Raw genomic sequence first — 16,469 nt, 5'->3', positions numbered from 1 at the left:
GGCTTTGAGCCAGTTGCTGGGACTGGCCCTGATCGCAGGACTGTTGCAGACGCTGCTCCTGCCAGCCGGGCAGGCCGCAGCCGACGTCGGAGACCACACCGTGGCTTCCTGGAACCTGCAGGCCAAGGCTGCTCGGCTCCAGTACACGGTCCCCTATCTGATGCGGGAGAAGCGGCTGGAGATCATGGCCCTTCAGGAGATCCCGGAGATGGGCGAAGCCATGCAGTTCTTCACCGGCGGCAGGCTGGTCAAGGACGTCGGGACGCGTCACCTGGAGGAGTCGTCGTGGAGTGACAACGGGCAGACCTACTACCTGTACCGGGTGGTGAACGACCGCTCCCAGAACCGGGGGGTCGGAATCGTCTCGACGGTCCAGCGGCGGGCTGACGATCTCGACGTCGCCGAGATGCCCGGAAACCGCGAGGAGGTCTCGACCAGGGGACGAGACGGCGCGGTGGGCGTGGTCCCACGGAATGATGCGTTCCCCTTCCCTGCGGTGGGCGTTCGCCTCGGCGCCGAATGGTTCTACTCGATCCATGCGACCAACGGATCGACGCGGAGGTTGAACAACGCCGCGGGAATCGTCCGGACGATCAACGACCGCAGGCCGGGCGAACACTGGGCTGCCCTGGGTGACTGGAACCGTCATCCCTCCAACGGGAGCGACAAGTTCGCCGCCGGGTGGGACCTCAGGAGGGAGAATCCGCTGGAGCAGCAGATCGACAACGATCCCGCGGGCGTCCGCGCCGTCTACAGCAATCAACGCACACACCGCACATGGGTGGTGAAGCCGGGCGACGAGAACAAGTCGAAGAAGCAGCAGAAGAAGATCATCGTGGACTCGAACGAGATCGACTACCTGGTGAGCAACGGCGCCGCCGCAGGCTACGCGGCTACCAGGATGGACAGCCCGCTGGGGTCGGACCACTATCCGGTGGTGTACTCGCGGAACGCCGTCGACCCCGCCGTGGCCTGCCCCCTCCAACCCGTCCAGCCCCGGACCGAGTCGAGTGCCACCGCCGGTGGCCTCTGCGAGGAGACGCCCGAAGACGACACTTCCGACGCCGGGTCGGCCATCGTCTCGATGGGGGACAGCTACATCTCCGGTGAGGGAGGGCGCTGGGCGGGCAACGCCCTCACGAAGCAGGAGGGGGACGTCTGGGGGACGGACCGGCGCGACCGCTGCCGGTCCAAGGAGGACGGTACGAAGGAGGACTGCGTCTACGACGCGACGTCCTACGAGGGCGGCAACAAGTGCGACCGCTCCGACGTGGCGCCGATCAAGGGAGCGGAGTTCGAGGACGTTCCGGTCGAGCGCCGGTTCAACCTCGCCTGTTCGGGGGCGACGACGAAGAACATCGTCTCGGATTCGTTCAAGGGCGAGAAGCCCCAGGTCCAGCAGCTGGCGGACCTGGCCAGCTCCTACGACATCCGGATGGTCGTCGTCTCCATCGGCGGCAACGACCTGGACTTCTCCGGCATCATGACGGGGTGCGCCCTGGCCTTCTTCAGCACCGCTCTGAACTCCACCTGCGTGCCGCACGCGGATCGGGTGTTCAGCGGGAAGCTCGACACGGTGCGGGCCGATGTCACCAACGCGCTGACCGAGATCCGCCGGGTCATGTCGGCCGCCGGCCAGTCGAATTACCAACTGGTGCTCCAGTCGTATCCCAGCCCTCTTCCCGCCACGGACGACTTCCGCTATCCGCAGGGCACGATCGTCAGCGACCGGTTCAAGAAGGGAGGATGTCCGTTCCGCGACAAGGACGCGGACTGGGCCCGCAACTCGATGCTGCCCCGCATCACCGGGATGCTGCGGCAGGCCGCGGGCATGGCCGGGGCGAAGTTCCTCAACGTGCAGGACGCCTTCGCCGGGCACGAGTTGTGCGCGAAGACGGCGCAGCAGGCGACGGACGCGAACAACAACACCGCTCCGCTGCCGGCCGCGAAGGCCGAGTGGATCCGGTGGGTGCCCTACGTTCCCCGTACCGGGTGGGTCACCCCCAACGCGCAGGGCGACGTCCAGGAGGCCGTTCACCCGAACGCGTTCGGTCAGCAGGCGCTGTCGCAGTGCCTGACCGAGTTCGGCAAGGCGGCGCCCGGCTCCGACCGGTACATCTTCGGCTGCGCCGGCTCGAACGACGGCATGAAGGTCGCCCCCGACCCGTCCGTGGTGCGCGAGGGCATCGTCCGGCTCCGCAACGCGCGCACCAACGAGGTGCTGGACGCCGAAGGCCAAGGCGATGACGACTACCTCGTCACCCACCCCGCTGACGGGCGGACCAGCCAGCGCTGGCTCCTCCACAACGTGGACGGGCAGGTGTCGCTGCAGGCCCAGCACAACGGGCGCTACTTGGCCCCGTGGAACTCCTGGACGTACCTGGGCGGCGCCGAGCTCGGCTGGGAAGTGTCGCGGGAGGCGGACGGCCGGGTCGTGCTGTCCATCGGCAAGCGGGGCAGGTGTCTCGCCCAGGACCCGGGGAAGAGGTCCGGCGGCAAGAACTGGGTCAGCCACGACTACTGCCGGAACGGGGTGAACGAGAACGAGTACTGGTACCTCGACTATCAAGGGGATGTCGTCATCACCCCCCGCGACACGGACTCCGGCACGGATCCGCGCGAGGGCCAGCAGGTGGACCTGCGCTCGGCCACGGGCATGGCCGTGGACCTGAGCGGCAGCAACACCGCCGCCGGGACGAGCGTCCAGGCCTACGAGCCCAACGGCTCCCCCGCCCAGCACTGGGTGATGCGGGCGCTCGGCGGCGGGAACTGGCGGATCGCGTCCGCCCTGAGCCCGGGCATGGTCGTCGACCACGATCCCGGGCCGCACACCACCCATCTCATCGCGGCCGAGGAGGGCAACGCCAACCAGGTGTGGCAGCCCAAGGGCACCGGCACCGGCTGGTACACCCTGGTCAGCGGGGCGGACGGCCAGTGTCTGACCGCCGGCGCCGAGGGCTCGGCGCTCGCGGTGACGGCCTGTGACGCGAACGACCAGGCCCAGCGGTGGAAGTTCCGGGAGACCGGGACGGGCACCCAGGTGGGCACGATCCGCGGGCTGGGCGACAAGTGCGTAGAGCCGCGCGGCGGCAGCCGGGACGACCGGACACCAGTCCGGCTCTCGGACTGCGCGGGCTCCGACGGCCAGGCGTGGACGGTGGCGGCAGACGGCTCCCTCCAGTCCCTCGCCAAGTGCCTGGACATCGACGGCGGCCGCGCGGACAACGGGACGGCCGTCCAACTGTACGTGTGCAACGGGTCCCCCGCCCAGAAGTGGATTTACACCGCACGGCAGGAGCTGCGGAACCCGAACTCGGGCAAGTGCCTGGACGTCCCCGGCTCGGACACCGCCCGGCTGTTGCAGATCTACGACTGCAACGGGCGCGACTCCCAGAAGTGGCAGCTGTCCGCCCGCCCGGTGGGCCAGCCGGACGGCGGCGACGCGGGCGACCCGTTCGACGCCTCCGCTGACGGGCGCGGCACCAAGCCGGCCGTGTCCGGCGACTGCCGCCCCGAGGGCATGACGCCCACCCAGGGCGTCGCGGCGCGGTACTGCGACGTCTACGACGGCGCGGGCCGCGAGTGGGTCGGCAACGAGCGCACCCGGCGCGTGGTGGGCTACTTCACCGGATGGCGCGCGGGCAAGAACGGCGACCCGAAGTACCTGGCGTCGAACATCCCCTGGTCGAAGATCACACACGTCAACTACGCGTTCGCCGACGTGCAGGACAACCGGATCAGCATCGGCGACCCGAACGACCCGGCCAACCCGGCGACCGGCATGACCTGGCCGGGCGACAAGAACGCCATGGACGCCTCGCTGCCGTACAAAGGGCACTTCAACCTGCTGAACACCTACAAGAGGCAGCACCCGGCGGTGAAGACGCTGATCTCGGTCGGTGGCTGGGCGGGCACGCGGAACTTCTATGCGACGACCACGAACGCCGACGGTTCGGTGAACCAGTCCGGTATCGACGCGTTCGCGGACTCCGTCACCGCCTTCCTGGACCAGTACGGATTCAACGGCGTCGACATCGACTACGAGTACCCGACCGCGCTGCCCAATACGGGCAACCCGCTGGACTGGGACGTCTCCAACCCGCGCCGAAGGGGCCTCCAACAGGGCTACAACGCGCTGATGAAGACGCTACGGGAGAAGCTGGACCGATCGGGTGCGGACAGGGGCCGGTACTACCTGCTGACCTCGGCCGGCTCCTCCTCCGGCTATCTCGTGCGCGGGCTGGACGCCGGACAGGCATTGCAGTACCAGGACTACGTCAACGTCATGACCTACGACCTGCACGGCTCCTGGAACAAGTTCGTCGGCCCGCAGGCCCCTCTGTACGACGACGGGCGTGACAACGAGCTGGCGGACGCCGGCATCTACGACGACCAGGCGCCCGACACCAAGGACTTCCGGAAGGAGGGCTACTTCAACACCGACTGGGCCTACCACTACTACCGCGGCGCCCTGCCGGCCGGCCGGATCAACCTCGGCATCCCCTACTACTCCCGCGGCTGGCGCGACGTCCAGGGCGGCACGGACGGGCTGTGGGGCACGGCCGCGATGCCGGACCAGGCGCAGTGCCCGCTGGGCACCGGCGGCCGCGGTCCCGTCAACGCGCAGTCCTGCGGGCTGGGCGCGGTCGGGATCGACAACCTCTGGCACGACCTGGAGAACGACCGCGAGGTCGGCGCTGGGTCGAACCCGCTATGGCACACCAAGAACCTCCAGGACGGCCGCACCCCCGGCTACCTGCGCTCCTACGGGGTCGACACCGAGCTGCCGAGCGGGCAGCTGACCGGATCCTACGCGCCGAAGTACTCGGACGCCCTCCAGGCATCCTGGCTGTGGAACGACACCAAGAAGGTGTTCCTGTCCACCGAGAACGAGAAGTCGCTCGACGCCAAGGCCCGTTACATCGTCGACAAGGGCATCGGCGGCGCGATGATCTGGGAGCTCGCCGGTGACTACACCCAACGCCCCGGCGGGGCATGGGGCATGGGCTACGACCTGACCACCCGCCTCGACAACGCGTTCAAGGGCGCCGGCGCCACCGGCAACGCGAAGGCGGGCGGGCGGCCCCAGCCGACCGAGGTGATCGACGTGAAGGCCGAACTGGTGGACTTCCCCACGGGGGAGAAGGACTTCTACCCCGTCCAGCCGAAGCTGCGGATCACCAACAACTCCGGCGTCGCGCTCGCCCAGGGCACCGAGATCTCCCTCGACCTGCCCACGTCGACGCCGCCCATCGTCAAGGACAACGACTACAAGGAGATCAAGGGCCTCGTGCCCGGCCACACCGGGCCCAACACCGGCGGCCTCCAAGGGGACTTCCACCGGCTCACCATCACTCTCGGCTACTGCGAGGACCTGGCGCCAGGTGCCTCCCGGGACATCGACCTGAAGTACTACTTGCCGGTCACCGGGCCGTCCAACGTGACGTTCAGGATCGGCGGACAGGAGTTCGGCTCGACGGGGGACCAGCGCCGCGGCGTCCGGACGGTGACCCCGCCGGCGCCCGCTGCGGGCAACTCCTGCCAGGCCCCGGACTGGCGCGAGGGCCAGGTTTACCGGCCGGACGGTGGACGGCTGTGGCGGATGTACGACAAGGGGGACAAGGGCTGGATGTTCGAGTACGGCGACAGCCGGGCCGGGAAGCCTATGGTGATCGACAACAACCCGGACCGGTCCCGGGCGCACCTCGTGGAGCTGATGGACCAGAACCCCAACCAGTACTGGCAGATCCAGCCGGCCGGAGGCGGCCTGTACTCCATCGCCAGTGGCGGCAGGTGCCTGACCGCCACCGCCTCCCGGCAGGACATCGCCTCCCTCGGCTGCAGCGGACGGAACGAGCAGAAGTGGCAGCTCGTGCCGATCTCTGACAACGGCAGTGAGGGAACACCTGGCGGGGCGAAACACAGCGGCCTGTTCAAGCTCCGCTCCACCGCGGGCAACGACATCGAGGTCGCCGGCGGCGCCACTGCCCGGGAGACCCATCTCCTCACCGGCGACCCGGCCGCCTCGACGGCCGCGTTCGTGAAGTACCAGGGCTCCTACTGGTACGCCCAGTGGTACACCACCGCCGCCCCCGGCACGGCGGAGGCCAACGGTGGCCGGCCCTGGAAGAAGCTGAGCCCGACGCCGTAACACTGAGGACCAGTTGGCCGGACACCGCGCGTGCAGCGGTGTCCGGCCAACTGTGCTCTGTCAGCTGGTCTTGTCACGTCGGGTTTGTGGTAGTTCGCTGGCTGGCAGTGCAGCGGTCAAAGGGAACGGCTCTCCGGCCCGAGAAGGCGCAAGCCGGCCTGGCCAGCGAGCCGTTCCGCACGCTCCGAGTCCTCCTGGCGACTGCACACGTAGAGTCGCGGCCCAGAGTCTCTACGGCCAGATCTTCCTCCGCAATGTCCGGCTCTCCGGCAGGGTGCCCCAGATCTCCCTCATCATGGGCCCCTGCGCCGGCGGCGCCGTCTACTCACCCGCGCTGACCGACTTCGTGGTGATGACGGACAAGGTCTCCCACATGTTCATCACCGGCCCCGAGGTCATCAGGGCCGCCATGGGCGAGGAAGTGGATATCGAAAGGCTCGGCGGCGCTCATACCCACAACGCCAGGTCGGGGAACGCCCACTATCTGGCGGCGGACGAAGAGGACGCGATCGCCTTCACGAAGAGGCTCCTGTCCTATCTCCCCGCGAACAGCTCAGAGGAGCCGCCGGCCGGTGAACCCGCCCCTTGCTCCTCCGTGCGGCTCGAGCAGCCGCCCGGGAGCGCGCCACCAGGCCGGGGAACGGACGTCCATGACATGGGCGAGATCATCACCGGCGTACTGGACACCGGAACGTTCCTGGAGATCCAGCGGTTGTTCGCACCGAACATCGAGGCGACGGTCCCGCTCATCGCCGTCATCACGGGCAGGGCATACGGCGGTGGCTACGAGGTGATGGGGTCCAAACACCTGGGGGCCGACGTCAACCTCGCCTGGCCCACCGCCCTGATCGGCCCCACGGACCCCTCGGACGCGTTCCGTTCCCTGCGCAGCGCGTCCGGTTCCCCCGATCCGGCGATCACTGGCGACGCCGACACGGACGTCGACCGGCCGTCCGCCCGCCCGCATCAGGACACCGCAGGGCTCTGCGATCCCTACATCGCGGCGGAGCACGGTTACGTCGACATGGTCATCAACCCCTCCGACACCCGTGCGCACGTCATCCGGACGCTGCGACTGCTGCGTGGCAAATCGGCGACCTTGCCGCCCCGGAAGCACGACAACATCCCCCTGTGACCACGCCTCATCGGCTGGCGACCCATCCCGTGGCCACCGGTCAGCGCTTCGGGTGCGGGTCGGCGAGGGCCTGCGGGAGGGCGGCGCGGATGGCCGTGATCAGGGTGTGGCTGGACCTGAAGGCGGCGGCCATACCTTCGGCGGGGGTGGTGTCCGGCTGCTGGTGGAGGACGACGCCCAGGATGAGGCGGGCGGCGCCCGCGGCCTCCTGCGTGGCGGCCCACATGAGGTTGCCGCCCGCCGGGGTGGAGGAGCCGGTCTTCAGGCCGATGACCCCGTCCTGGCCGAGCAGTTTGTTGCTGTTCTGGATCTGCGTTCCGACACCGGGGGCCGTGACGGAGGGAGTGGCCACGATCCGGCGGAAGGCTTCGTTCATCATGACGGCGCGAGCCAGCTTCAGCTGGTCGGCCGCCGTACTCGTCGTGTCGGTTTCGATGCCCGAGGCCCCGGTGTAGGTGGTGCGGTTCATTCCGAGTGCGGCGGCGGCCTTGTTCATCTTCGCCGTGAACCGCTGCTGATCGCCGGAGTCCCAACGTGCCAGCAGCCGGGCGACGTTGTTTCCGGAGGGCAGCATCATGAGTTCCAGGAGCTGCTGTTGGGTGTACTGATGCCCGGCCAGCACCGGTGCGGTCGATTCCGCGGTGGAGAACGACTCGTCGGCGGCCTGCTGGTCTGCCTTCACCTGCTCGCCCGGCCCGTCGCCGGACATCGGGTGGCCGTTCAGGATCACGTAGGCGGTCATGACCTTGGTGATGCTGGCGATCGGTACCGGTACCTGCTCGCCCTTGGAGCCGAGGCTGCCGATGCCCTCGACCTCCGCGCTCGCCTGGCCCTCCGCCGGCCACGGGAGGTCCAGCGACCCGGCGAGCGAAGCGGCCGCGGCGCCGTCCGCACTGCGCGGCCCGTCGCCGCCGAAGGCGTACCAGGCGCCCGTACCGGTCACCAGGGCGAGGACGGCGGACAGCGGGACGAGCGCGGACCGGCGCAGGACGGACCGGCGCTGGCCGTAAGAAGTGCGGTGGTGTTTGGCGGGCATCGGGGAACCTCCAGGAAGACGGGTGCGGATCGCGCACCGGGATCACCTTCGAGGAGCCGTACTTCCAGACCTGCGCAAGCCGGTTTCCGCCGCCGGGAGAGCGTGTTGCGGTTCCGTTTCAGCCACCGGACGGACCGGGTCCGCCGTCCAGGTCGAGGGTGGCGACGGCGCCCCCGTCAGGGGCGTTCGCGAAGGCCAGCCGGGCACCGAGGACCTCCGCCTGCCCGAGCGCGATGGTCAGCCCGAGTCCGTGGCCGCGCCCCCGCTCCGGGGTTCCCGTACGGAAGCGCTGCGGGCCTTCCGTGAGCAGCGCTGCGGGATAGCCGGGCCCGTGGTCCCGTACGAGGATCCGCGCGCCCGTGGCGGTGGCCTCCACGGCGACCTCGACGGGGGCCGATCCGTGCCGGTGGGCGTTGGTGACGAGGTTGACCACGATCCGTTCCACCCGGCGCGGGTCGGTCTCCACGGTCCTGGTGGCACGGACCGCCACGGCGGTCGGCGTCCCCGTGCGGCGGACGATGTCGGTGACCAGCTCGCCCAGCGGCACCGCGTCGGTCCGGGCCCGCTCGGCTCCGGCGTCGAGCCGCGAGACCTCCAGGAGGTCCTCGACCAGCCCGTTCAGAGCACGGGCCCGGTCCCGGACGAGCTCGGCCGCCTCATCGCCCTCCGGGAGCAGCCCGGCGGCGGTGGACAACCCCATCAGCGGGGTGCGTAGTTCGTGCGCGACGTCCGCGGTGAAGCGGCGCTCGGCCTCCAGTCTGTGCTGCAGGGCCGCGGCCATCTCGTCCACGGCCGCCGCCATCTCGGTGATCTCGTCACGGGCCCGGCCGCCCGGTCCGATCCGGGCGTCGAGGTCGCCGTCGGCGATGGCCCGGGCTGTCCGCGATCCCCGGCGCAGCCTGCGGTTCATCGGCTCGGTCGCCAGGGCGGCGAGCGGCACGACGACCAGGAGGGCGGCCAGCACGGCCTTGACGATGCTGCGGTCCAGGAGCTGGAGGCCGCGTACCTCGGAGCTCATGTCCGTCCGGGCGACGAGTACCCGGTCGCCCTCGACGGGCATGGCCGCCCACAGCCAGTACCAGTTGGGGGGTTTGCGGTCGTTCCAGGTCGCATACAGGGCGGCCGGGTCCTTGGCGGCCAGGGCCTTCGCGAGGGGTGGGTCGAGCCGCTCCGGAGTGAGGACCTCGACGTCGAGCGGCGCGCTGCCCGTGCGGGTGTACTCGCGCTCCGCGGCTGCCAGGCGCGCGGTAAGGCGTTCCTTCCCGGTACGGTCGCCGCGTTCGGCCATCGCCTGGTGGACGAGGACGCCGATCACGGCGGCCACGGCGCAGCAGGCGGCCGCGGTCAGGGCGGCGATCTTCCAGCGCAGGGCGCGCGGGTTGAGGAGTGCCATGGGTGCGGACGGCCCCTCAGCCGCGGGCGAGCTTGTAGCCGAAGCCCCGGACGGTCTCGATCCGGTCGGCGCCGATCTTCTTGCGCAGCCGCAGCACGCACAGGTCCACCACCCGGGTGTCGCCCTCCCAGCCGTAGTCCCAGACGTCGCGCAGGAGCCTGCGCCGGTCGAGCACGGCGCCGGGGGCCGCCGCGAACTCCAGCAGCAGCCGCAGCTCGGTGGGGGTCAGCGGAACGGGCCGTCCACCCCGGTGCACCTCCAGGCCAAGGGTGTTCACGGTCAGGTCCCCGAAGACCAGCTCCCCGGGGGCCGTCCCGGCATCCGCGGAGCCGACCGCGGGATCCGCCGGTCCCGCCCCCCGCGCCGGAGTCGTCTCCGGTCCGGCCGCCCGGAACGTGGCGCGGCGCAGCAGCGTACGGATGCGGGCGACGAGGACGGCGGTGTCGACGGGTTTGACGACGTAGTCGTCGGCTCCCGCCTCCAGTCCCGAGACCACGTCGAGGGCGTCCCCGCGCGCGGACATCATCAGGACCGGGACCAGGCTCTCCTCGCGGATCCGGCGGCACAGCCCGATGCCGTCGAGCTCGGGCAGCATCACGTCCAGGATCAGCAGGTCGTGCGTGCCGGCCCGGAACGCCTCCAGGCCGTCGAGTCCGTCCGCGGCGACCGCGACCTGATAGCCGTACCGCTCCAGGGACAGCTGCACGGCGCGGCGGATGGTGGCGTCGTCCTCGACGACGAGGACGCTGACGGGGTCGGGGACCCGGGGTGCCGACACGACACCTGCCTGTTCATAAAGGGACATATGTGGAGACCATCGTAGTCAGTGGGGCCTGCGGTGGGGTCACAGCCGGAGGGAGGCCGCGACGGGGAGGTGGTCGCTGCCGGTGGCGGGAAGGGTCCACGAGGAGGTCGCGCTCATCCCCTTCACCAGGATCTGGTCGATGCGGACCACGGGGAACGCGGCGGGCCAGGTGAAGCCGAAGCCGGCGCCCGCCTCCCGCTGCGCGGAGCTCAGGTGAGAGGTCACGGGATCCAGGGCCGAGTCCTGCGTCGTCCCGTTGAAGTCGCCCATGACGACGACCCGGGCCAGCGGCTCCGCCCGCACGGCGGCGGCCAGCTTCCGGGCCGCATCGTTGCGGCGCGCGGTGGTGAACCCGGCGTCGGGGGTCACGCGTACCGAAGCGAGGTGGGCGGCGTAGACCGCGACGGGGCCGCCCGGGGTGTCGACGGTGGCTCGTACGGCACGCGTCCAGGGCATGATCGGCACCGCTTCCACGCCGTTCAGCGGGTGTTTGCTCCACAGCCTGACGCCGAGGGTGTCGGAGTGGTGCGGATAGCCGGCGGCCAGCTCGCGCTCGTAGACGGGCGTGGCCTTCGAGGACATCTCTTCCAGGGCCAGTACGTCCGCGCCCGACGCGGCGAGCGCTCGCGCGGTCCGCGCCGGATCGGGATTCTCCTCGTCCACGTTGTGGCTGACCACGGTGAAGTTCCCGCCGCCGGACCGCTTGTCGCTGAGGGTCCCGCCGAAGAGGCAGACCCAGACGACCGCGGGGGCCAGGACGGCGACGGCCGCGAGCCGGGAGCGGCGTACCGCCGCCGCCACGAGGAGGACGGGGACGCCCAGCCCGGCCCAGGGCAGGAAGGTCTGGAACAGACTGCCGAGGTTTCCGGCCACGTTCGGGATCCAGGCGCTAAGGGCCATCGCCAGGGCCGCACACACCGCGGTGGCGGCGATCAACCAGCCACGGCCGCGGCCGGTACGTCCGAGAGTGCGGGAGCGGCAGGCGGGAGGAGGCGGAAGCGGGCCGGGTAGCTCCTCTTCCCTGGTGGCCTCAGAACGGTACGGGGTGCTCAGCACGGCAGCCGCCTTCCGATGTCGTGTGCGCCGGTGATCCGGTACCGGCACAGCCTCGGAGAGGTGCGCTTCCAGGGCGTCAGGAGAGCCCTTCGAGGGCCCCGCGATTGCGTTTCAGCTGGGTATCGGTATGCGGAGCAGACTCACGGCCCGCGGCGCCGGGCCGGCGTCCGGGTCCCGGCAAGCGGTGCGTACGAACGAGAGCACCGTGTACGCCGATCTCCGCCAGGCCTTCGCCGAAGGCGTGGAGGGCCCCGCACGGAACCGGGAGGCCGGGGGTTCGCATGCGGGGCCGCTCACGGAGTGCGGGCCGTCAGACTGCGGTCAGGGCGTACGTACCCGTACCGTCCTGCCTGCCGCTGGAGTACTGGCGGATCAACTCCCCGTTCGCGTACCGGTCGTGGCCCATCATGGAGCCGGTGTACTTGTTCTGCACACCGATCTTCGAGCTTCCGGGTACGTCGCGGTAGATGTAGAACCGCTGGAGGTCGTCCTCCCCGCAGGTGACCGTCGTCAGGTAGGCCTGCTCCTGGCCGGCGATGCCCGCCGGGATGGTCGCGCATCCGCCGTTGCCCCAGTTCCACAGGGACGCCTCGAGGACTCCGTTGTTCTCCGTCACGTTGCACAGGCGCCAGTTGTCCAGGTGGGCGCTGAAGAACGTCGATTCGCGCAGGCGGATACCGTCGTCGGCCAGGAGCGGGGCGCTCCAGTTCAGGGGCCTGCCAGGCACGTCGATCCTGTAGGCGCCGGGCGCGCAGTTGAGCGCGAACTGCGCGCCTCGCCCGACTGTTGTGCCGCTGGTGGTAGCCGGGCGCTGCACGAGGTCCTGCGTCTGCTCCCCTGTCAGGGCCACCGCGCCTGCTTCGAGGGCGGCGCGGGTCGTGGAGCTGCTGCTGCCAGGCCTCTCGATCCACTTCAACGCCCAACGGCCGTCGCCCTGTTGGACACGGTTGCAGTTGAGACTTGCGGACGTACCGGTGACTTCCTGGGTGACTCCGGTCGTCGTGACGTACGGGTGGCGCATGCCGAGGTCGGCCGCTGTGCAGGTGTCGCCGGGCTTGACCTGCGCGGCGGCGGACTTCGCGGGTGCGGCCGAGGCCGGTAAGGCGGCAAAGCCGACGGTGACTACCGCGGCCGCGACGGCACAGGCCATGAATGCTTTGCCCATGCGGCCGACGGAGTGTGTGGGGCGCATCGTTGCCCTCTCCCCTGGTTGTGGATGTTCGGTCAAGCGACGAACGTAGTGGCCACGGGGGTGGGGGCGGGAGCCCGGAACCTGCCAAAATGATCATAGAGGGGCCTATTCCGCCCCTCGCGCGCGGGTCCGGTCGGTATCAGCTGGTCGCCGTGCCCCTGTCCGGAACGGCCCTGGCCCGTGGTCATCAGCCTGTCCCCGGCGCGGTCGACGCCGCCGTTCTGCGCGCTCGCCTGGGCGCCTTCCCGGAGGAAGGTGATCTCTGCGGAGACGCCATCGGGTGCGTGCGCACCGGCCCGCTCGCACATGGCGGTGAGGCGGCGGCGCTGATCGGCCTGGTGGCTCTCGATCGGTCGGCGGGCCGGATGGCCGGGCTCGGGCAGGCCGGCGATGGAGTTCACGAAGGGGCCAGCCCCTCCGGACGATGTCCGGCAGTCCCCCGGCGATGAAGCGTGCCACGGCGAGCACTTGGGCCCGGCCGTCGTCGCGGTGCTCGGCTTCCGCCCGGTCCGCGAAGGCCTGGACCCCGACAGCCCTGATGCCCTCGTCGAGGAACAGTTCCTCGGCCGCGTCGAGGAGGAGCTCACGCTGTTCCGGGGGCCGCTCCGGCTGGAGCCGTAGGGCCTGTCTTCCGGATCGGTGTCCATCGGGCGTCTACTTCGACGTCGTTGGGGCACCAATCGCCGTACTGACATGCATGTTGACTGAACGTCTGCCAAGGCGCACGACCGTTGTCGGAGTCCGGTCACGGACACCGGCGCCCACCGGTATGCGGCGCCGGCAGACGATCCAGGAGGACTCCCATGTCCGCAATCCCCTTCCGCACCCGCGCCGCGGCCGTCGCGGCCCTGGCGGTGGCCGTCGCGCTGCCCCTCGCGGGCTCGGCCACCGCGTCGGCGGCGGTGCCGACCGATGTCCAGCAGGTACAGAGCTCGCTCCAGTCCGGGGACTCGCCCACGAGCTGGGCGACCAAGAACGGCGGCTACGTCCAGATCAACTGGAACCCGCCCTTCAACGTCGGCAAGTACGACTGGGTCGGCCTCTACAAGCAGGACCCCGGCGTCATCGGCGTCAACAACTACGTGGACTGGCAGTGGGCCTACGGGCACGGCACCTCGTACGTGTCCAAGATCCCGGCGGTCAGCGGGGACTACTGGACGGCCTATGTCTCCTACGACTACTCCTCGGGCCAGTACCGCATCGTCACCTCCTCCCACGACAAGATCGACTGAGTCATGACCGTGCTCACCAGGGCGGCGGCCACGGCCCTCGCGCTGCTGTGCGTGCTGCCGGTCCAGGCCGCCTCTGCGGCCGGGCCGGCGGTCCCTGCGGCGGTCCCACCGGCCGCCGCCCCGTCCACGCCGGGCACCTGGGCCGCCGCCATCCACGTCAAGGAGACCCAGGTCGTGACGATCGGCTGGGACTACGGCGGCAACCCGGTCGGCAAGTACGACTGGGTCGGGCTGTACTCCTGCGACCCGCAGGAGTGCGGCGTGAACAGGTACGTCTCGGGCGCCTGGCAGTGGGCCTCGTCCGGCACCTCGTACACCTTCACCCGGGCGCTCAGCGACTCGCTCATCGGCACGTACTGGACGGGTTACGTCTCCTACGACTACGCGTCCGGCCAGTACCGCCTGCTGTCCTCGCACATGAACCTGCTCGCCTGAGCAAGGGCCCGCACCCCCGCACGACATCCATTCAAGGAGATGACCATGAAGGTCCCCAGGAAGGCGCTCGCCAAGGGCGCGGTCGCGGCCCTGCTCGCCGGGCTCGCCATGGCGCCCGGCGTGGCGTCGAGCTCCGCCGCCGGCAGCCTCGCCTTGCCGGCCCCGTTCACCCCGCAGACCGCCGCGCGTGCGGTGGCGGCCCAAGTCGGCCTCCCGGAGGCCGAGGTGGCGCAGCGGCTCGCCGCGCAGGACGGGCTGGCGGCCACCGCCAAGGCGTTCGAGGGCAGTCAGGGCGCGAAGGCCGCGGGCGTCTGGGCCGACGTGATGCGCGGCGAGGTCCACGCGAACGTCGTCGACGACGAGGGTGAGCGCGCGGCGAAGGCCGCCGGGGTCATCCCGCAGCGCGCCGCGTACACCACCGCCGTCCTGAAGGAGGTCCAGGCGCGGCTGGATGCCGCGGGTGCCAAGGGACTGATCCCGAAGGACAGTTCCTGGGGGGTGGACACCCGGGCGAACCGCGTCAGGCTGGAGCTTCCGGCCTCCGCGGACGGCGAGGCGCTGCTGCGCGAGGCCGGCGTGACCGGCGAGGAGCGCGGAAAGGTCGCCGTCTCCATGCATCAGGGGACCGCCAACCACCAGACCGGACTCGTCGGCGGTGACGGTCTGTCGATTCCGGGCAGGGGCCTCTGCTCGGCCGGGATCATGCTCCAGAAGGGTGGCGACACCTACCTGGCGACGGCCGCCCACTGCGTCGACATGGGCAACGAGATCCGGCGGAACGACGGCAGCACGGACAGGAACGGCAACGGCCTCATCGGCAGGGTGGCCGTCAAGCAGTACCCCACCTCGGACTACGCACTGATCAAGGTGGACCACCCTCGGGACTGGAGCCCGTCGGGTGGGCAGGCCAAGTCCGAAGGGCCGTGGTTCAACATCTACAGCGGCTACGTCGCGAACCCGGCGACGGACATGGTGGGCAGTCTCTACACCTGCATCTCCGGAGCGGCCGGCGGCTGGCAGTGCGGCAAGTACTTCGCGTCGGGGTGGAGCTTCACCAACGGGGACGGCACGACCACGTCCGGCGTCGTCGTCGTCAGCGACGTCGCCACGCAGGGCGGCGACAGCGGAGGAGCCGTCCTGTACGGAACCAAGGCCGTCGGTACCCTGATCGGCTCGGCGATCGTCAACGGGAAGCAAATGTCGACGGTCCAGCCGACCTCCAGGATCGTCCAGGACTTCGACGGGGCCATAACCCCCGTCGACTGGCGCACGTGACGGCCACCCCCGACCGGGACGGCCCCTCGCACGCACCCGCGGACGCTGCTGGCTGAGTGGGATCCTGGTCAACTTGCCCCGCCGAGCTGGTCTTCCAGCGAGGCGGGGCGAAGTGCTGCGAAGTGGCGCATCGACGCGCTGTACGTGATGAGAATGCTGGCCAGACCAGCGATCAGCTGCCTGCGGAGAGGTCCCCGTCAAGGAGCCGTGCCGTGAGTTCCATGCACCGCGTCCGGGCCGCGGAGAAGCCATAGGGCATCTTGGTCACTGCTTTGAAGGCGCTCATCTGGGCGTCCTCCTCGCCGCTCGCCTCGGCGTCATAGATCTCGAAGAGCTTCTCCTCAGCCACGTCCAGTCCGGCGGCCTCAATGGCCCGGAGCAGGGCCTTGTGGTGGGCGCAGTGTTGCGCGGCGAGTTCCTCGACCTGCGGGTCGTGGGGGTCGACGGTGTCATCGAGGGCGGCGTCGGCCGCGTCGAGGCGGTCTGCCTCGGCCCGTAGGCCGGGATCGGTCGCAAGGGTGATGAACAGGCTGGCCTGAATTGCGGCTCCCAGCGGCCCGAAGATCCGTTCTGTGACCAGCAGGGCGTCCAGGTCGGAGGGGCGCAGCGCGCCAGAAGGCAGGTGGCTGAGGCGGTCCGTGACCAACGGGGAGAGCAAGCCCAGTGAGCAGTGTGCATCGTGAAAACTGCATGTCAGGTGGGCTGGTGTGCGTAGGCGTCGGGACGCTCGGCCAGGTCCGGGGTGGCAGTCCAGCGACA

The 16,469-nt window shown here is 70.1% G+C and carries 10 protein-coding genes and 2 pseudogenes; 5 read left to right on the top strand and 7 right to left on the bottom strand.

All coding sequences use genetic code 11. The features are described from left to right. Positions 1 to 4: 4 nt before the first annotated feature. Positions 5 to 6,151 carry a glycosyl hydrolase family 18 protein gene (locus AB0M99_RS30660; RefSeq protein WP_365926176.1) on the top strand — a complete coding sequence of 2,049 codons (6,147 nt, stop codon included), beginning with the start codon at positions 5 to 7 and terminating at the stop codon, positions 6,149 to 6,151. Between the two features lie 52 nt (positions 6,152 to 6,203). After that, positions 6,204 to 7,286, top strand: a complete 1,083-nt coding sequence (locus AB0M99_RS30655; RefSeq protein WP_365926174.1) for a carboxyl transferase domain-containing protein — start codon at positions 6,204 to 6,206, stop codon at positions 7,284 to 7,286. A gap of 40 nt (positions 7,287 to 7,326) precedes the next feature. Here the strand turns inward: AB0M99_RS30655 and AB0M99_RS30650 are convergent, their stop codons facing one another. The 6 genes and pseudogenes from AB0M99_RS30650 to AB0M99_RS30625 form a co-directional block, all read right to left on the bottom strand. Further along, on the bottom strand, positions 7,327 to 8,322 hold the full coding sequence (locus tag AB0M99_RS30650; RefSeq protein WP_365926172.1) for a serine hydrolase: 996 nt from the start codon (positions 8,320 to 8,322) through the stop codon (positions 7,327 to 7,329). Between the two features lie 118 nt (positions 8,323 to 8,440). Then, positions 8,441 to 9,715: a HAMP domain-containing sensor histidine kinase gene (locus tag AB0M99_RS30645; RefSeq protein ID WP_365926170.1), complete on the bottom strand. Its 1,275-nt coding sequence runs from the start codon at positions 9,713 to 9,715 to the stop codon at positions 8,441 to 8,443. Between the two features lie 16 nt (positions 9,716 to 9,731). Beyond that, a complete protein-coding gene (cseB, locus tag AB0M99_RS30640) occupies positions 9,732 to 10,520 on the bottom strand; it encodes a two-component system response regulator CseB (protein WP_365926168.1) in 789 nt (262 codons plus the stop codon). A gap of 39 nt (positions 10,521 to 10,559) precedes the next feature. Continuing rightward, positions 10,560 to 11,420: an endonuclease/exonuclease/phosphatase family protein gene (locus AB0M99_RS30635; RefSeq protein ID WP_365926246.1), complete on the bottom strand. Its 861-nt coding sequence runs from the start codon at positions 11,418 to 11,420 to the stop codon at positions 10,560 to 10,562. Positions 11,421 to 11,886: 466 nt separating this feature from the next. Further along, on the bottom strand, positions 11,887 to 12,768 hold the full coding sequence (locus AB0M99_RS30630; protein ID WP_365926166.1) for a hypothetical protein: 882 nt from the start codon (positions 12,766 to 12,768) through the stop codon (positions 11,887 to 11,889). Between the two features lie 185 nt (positions 12,769 to 12,953). After that, positions 12,954 to 13,326: pseudogene (locus AB0M99_RS30625) on the bottom strand (TetR family transcriptional regulator); the annotation flags it as partial. Between the two features lie 245 nt (positions 13,327 to 13,571). Between AB0M99_RS30625 and AB0M99_RS30620 the strand changes: the two are divergent. From AB0M99_RS30620 to AB0M99_RS30610, 3 genes are read left to right on the top strand one after another with little or no spacing between them, the layout of a single operon-like run. Continuing rightward, on the top strand, positions 13,572 to 14,000 hold the full coding sequence (locus tag AB0M99_RS30620; protein WP_365926164.1) for a hypothetical protein: 429 nt from the start codon (positions 13,572 to 13,574) through the stop codon (positions 13,998 to 14,000). A 3-nt stretch (positions 14,001 to 14,003) separates the two neighbouring features. Beyond that, entirely contained in the window at positions 14,004 to 14,435 is a 432-nt protein-coding gene (locus AB0M99_RS30615; protein ID WP_365926162.1) for a hypothetical protein, read from the top strand. Between the two features lie 45 nt (positions 14,436 to 14,480). Continuing rightward, positions 14,481 to 15,710, top strand: coding sequence for a S1 family peptidase (locus tag AB0M99_RS30610; RefSeq protein ID WP_365926160.1), 1,230 nt, complete (start codon positions 14,481 to 14,483; stop codon positions 15,708 to 15,710). A gap of 172 nt (positions 15,711 to 15,882) precedes the next feature. Here AB0M99_RS30610 and AB0M99_RS30605 read toward each other — a convergent pair. After that, positions 15,883 to 16,374 (bottom strand): annotated as a pseudogene (locus AB0M99_RS30605) (MerR family transcriptional regulator); the annotation flags it as partial. Positions 16,375 to 16,469: the final 95 nt, after the last annotated feature.

The organism is Streptomyces sp. NPDC051183 (genome assembly GCF_040682455.1).
Classification (GTDB): domain Bacteria; phylum Actinomycetota; class Actinomycetes; order Streptomycetales; family Streptomycetaceae; genus Streptomyces.
The sequence above is the reverse complement of the archived record's forward strand: the minus strand, read 5'-3'. Positions and strand labels throughout refer to the sequence as shown.

What these genes read in the sequence shown, in the direction of transcription:
- AB0M99_RS30610 (WP_365926160.1), top strand. Translation starts at nt 14,481, where the DNA reads ATGAAGGTCCCCAGGAAGGCGCTCGCCAAGGGCGCGGTCGCGGCCCTG.
- AB0M99_RS30615 (WP_365926162.1), top strand. Translation starts at nt 14,004, where the DNA reads ATGACCGTGCTCACCAGGGCGGCGGCCACGGCCCTCGCGCTGCTGTGC.
- AB0M99_RS30620 (WP_365926164.1), top strand. Translation starts at nt 13,572, where the DNA reads ATGTCCGCAATCCCCTTCCGCACCCGCGCCGCGGCCGTCGCGGCCCTG.
- cseB (WP_365926168.1), bottom strand. Translation starts at nt 10,520, where the DNA reads ATGTCCCTTTATGAACAGGCAGGTGTCGTGTCGGCACCCCGGGTCCCC.
- AB0M99_RS30645 (WP_365926170.1), bottom strand. Translation starts at nt 9,715, where the DNA reads ATGGCACTCCTCAACCCGCGCGCCCTGCGCTGGAAGATCGCCGCCCTG.
- AB0M99_RS30635 (WP_365926246.1), bottom strand. Translation starts at nt 11,420, where the DNA reads ATGGCCCTTAGCGCCTGGATCCCGAACGTGGCCGGAAACCTCGGCAGT.
- AB0M99_RS30650 (WP_365926172.1), bottom strand. Translation starts at nt 8,322, where the DNA reads ATGCCCGCCAAACACCACCGCACTTCTTACGGCCAGCGCCGGTCCGTC.
- AB0M99_RS30630 (WP_365926166.1), bottom strand. Translation starts at nt 12,768, where the DNA reads ATGCGCCCCACACACTCCGTCGGCCGCATGGGCAAAGCATTCATGGCC.